The 3,103-nt window shown below is 40.7% G+C and carries 3 protein-coding genes; 2 read left to right on the top strand and 1 reads right to left on the bottom strand.

The features are described from left to right. Positions 1-502 precede the first annotated feature (502 nt). Complete coding sequence (locus QNK26_RS15280; protein WP_319224643.1) at positions 503-1,384, top strand: Dyp-type peroxidase; 882 nt, start codon at positions 503-505, stop codon at positions 1,382-1,384. A 41-nt stretch (positions 1,385-1,425) separates the two neighbouring features. Here QNK26_RS15280 and QNK26_RS18840 read toward each other — a convergent pair whose 3' ends face one another. Further along, positions 1,426-1,536: a hypothetical protein gene (locus tag QNK26_RS18840; protein WP_413816371.1), complete on the bottom strand. Its 111-nt coding sequence runs from the start codon at positions 1,534-1,536 to the stop codon at positions 1,426-1,428. A gap of 416 nt (positions 1,537-1,952) precedes the next feature. On the opposite strand from QNK26_RS18840, the gene QNK26_RS15275 reads away from it, so the two are divergent. Continuing rightward, positions 1,953-3,103, top strand: a 1,151-nt coding sequence (locus tag QNK26_RS15275; protein WP_319224640.1) for a hypothetical protein, incomplete at its 3' end; no start/stop codon positions are given.

The raw sequence follows: 3,103 nt of genomic DNA, 5'->3' as shown, positions 1-3,103 counted from the left end.
AATATTGAAGGATGGAGGTGGTGGTTGGGTAGCGGGCGCTCATCGAGACTTAGTTTCTGAACTATTTCATCCATATTCAGGTTCTGGGTTTGCTAGTCGGTAAAGTCATCACGCATGCTTATAAATAATGCCAGGTTAATTTTAGATATATAAAAAACAACCAAACATAGTTTCTCGGGAAGCCGTTTTGTTTGTACTGACCGTCTGTTGTTGGCCCACCCGGCAAGGAACAAAACTGGATAGAGACTGTACCCGAAAAATCATGGTTTCCCATCCTCCGAATATATGGCCCACTTGAGCCCTGGTTTGATAAGAGCTGGAAGCCAGGTGAAGTAGAGTTGGTTAAATAGCTGGTAAACTCTATGACAGGAATTTATTCAATCAATCCAGCTTTACTTGTCGCGGAGCAAGGTAATACCTGCATAAAAGATTAGTAAAAACTGGGTTGATCTGAATTTTTATATCATCATCTTAGTCAAACATCGATAACTGGAGAACAGACATGCATACAACTCAAACAGGCATTCTTGTAGATAATGCAAAAATGGCACGTTATCTAGAATTTACCATTGACTCAATGTCCGATATTAAACCCGCATTGCAGGCAATTGCATCAATAGACATTACAGATGAGCTTGTTATTGGGATAGGGCAGTCTCTGGTGGAAGCCCTGGGCAAAGATATATCCGGCTTAAGTACAATGCCAGCACAAACAGGTAGTGGAATCGATGTGCCTTCAACACCAGCAGCATTGTGGTGTTGGTTACGTGGTAGTGACCCTGGTGATATTTTTCATCGTTCGCGCCAGATTGAAAACATGCTTGCACCGGGTTTTGCTTTGTCTAATGTAATCGATTCATTTCAATATGATCAAAATCGGGATCTCAGCGGATATGAAGATGGTACTGAAAATCCTGAAGGAAATAAGGCTATTCAAGCTGCTATCGTACAAGATAAAGGTGCAGGGTTAGATGGTAGTAGTTTTGTTGCTGTACAGCAGTGGATACACGATTTTGACAAACTAGATGAGATGACAACAGATGAGCAGGATGACGTGATCGGGCGCCATATCAGTGATAATGAAGAATTTGATGAGGCCCCTGATTCTGCCCATGTTAAACGTACTGCACAGGAAAGCTTCTCACCGGAAGCTTTTATTCTTCGTCGATCGATGCCTTGGGCTGATGGTATGGATGCAGGGCTGGTTTTTGTGTCATTTGGTCACTCTTTTGCTGCTTTCGAAGTGTTGCTCAATCGCATGCTGGGCAAAGAAGATGCAATTAGTGATGCGTTGTTTACTTTTACTCGGCCAATCAGTGGTGCATATTACTGGTGTCCACCAATCAAAAACGGAAATCTGGATTTAACTGTCCTGGGTTTTTAAGAATTCACTGGTGACGTTATAAGAATGTATTGAATCATGTTCTATGTTGTACCGTGATCCAGCCACGCGACACGCCGATCAAAATCAACACGTCGCCATTCCATTTGCAGGATTTCATTTCGCCTGCATCCAGTAGTCAGTGCAAATTGCATCACAGGACACAAATGTTCTGGCAATGCCTCAAGATGAAAGCTATAAGATTGTATTAGTTAAATTGCTTTGGACCATTAACGTGTACTGAGAAATGAGCCAGATACAGCTAATTTTTTTATTTGCTAATGAACCACCAATAACTAGTTATTGGTTTGACATCATAAATCAGAATCACCTAAAAAAAGACTCGATGATAAATGTTATCAAATAATTAAGTGGCTTTTGATGGGTTAATGACCAATGTAAATATTAACTGTATCTGTATCATTTTTCGGTGTAACTTAACACTCACTTTAAAGAATGTTATTTGGCGTAAAATAATACTCATTTTCCATTTTGTGATAGCATTTATCACGTTATATCATGGATGCGAAGTAGAGTTATATATAGCGAAATGCTATAAACTGGAGTGGATATGCTGAACATTTTGCTTGTTTTTATTGTCGCTGGTGTGTTGCTGTTTATGTATCAGCCTCGATTTACCAAAAGCAAGTCCTGGCAGGCAACACTTACGCCACTTTCTTCCATAATTGGTAGCGGTTTTCTGATCATAGCACCGTTGCTAGCCAGTGTTGTTGGTGAGTATTCTCCTGTCGCAGTTGTTGGTATTGTTGTGCTTGCCTATGCAATAGGTGGTGTTATTCGCTTTAATATTATTAATGCCGAACCCCTGCTGCATGACAGGAAAACACACCCTTTAATATATAAAGTCGATTTGCTCGCAAATGCGGTGCTTTCATTTGCTTACGTTACTGCTGTTGCATTCTATTTGTCGTTACTGTCATCTTTTCTTCTAATATACATAGGGTTTGGTGATTCACCTAACCTTGAAAGACTCATGACCACAATCATCGTAGTTTTTATTGCTACAACGGGTTTTATTCGTGGCCTTGGCGGTCTTGAGAAACTTGAGGCATATTCAATGTCTTTACAGTTGTCAATTGTTGCAGCACTGTTGATTGGGATATTTGTATATGACTTTAACTTCATACAATCCGAACGAGAACTTACCTTTAACATTAAGGACAGAAACTTGATAACCAAGGTGTTTATGTTGTCTGGTATTTTGCTTGTAGTTCAGGGTTTTGAGACGTCGCGTTTTCTGGGTGAAAAATATAATGCTAAAACCCGTGTGAAAACCATGCGACAAGCACAATTAATTTCAGGGGCACTCTATATAGTATCAGTTATTGCGTTGATGCCAATTGTGCAACATCTCAACCTGGAAAATATCCAGATTGCGGAAATTGTCGCTGCAACAGGGCTGGCAGCAACCGTGCTACCCCTGATGTTGATTGTGGCCGCGGTCATGAGCCAATTTAGTGCAGCTGTTGCAGATACTGTTGGTGCTGGTTGTTTGGCAAGTGAAAGCAGTAATGGAGAATTATCGACTAACAAGTGTTACCTGGTGGTATCAATACTGGCAATTATATTGATCTGGACTGCAGACCTACTGGAAATCGTCTCCTTCGCTTCTCGTGCTTTTGCAGTGTATTACTTATTACAGTGTGTAGGTGCTCTTATGGCGAACCACCATCATTACAAACATAAAGGAGACCGTCTGCA

Source organism: Moritella sp. (genome assembly GCF_033791185.1).
Classification (GTDB): Bacteria; Pseudomonadota; Gammaproteobacteria; order Enterobacterales; family Moritellaceae; genus Moritella.
The sequence above is the reverse complement of the archived record's forward strand: the minus strand, read 5'-3'. Positions and strand labels throughout refer to the sequence as shown.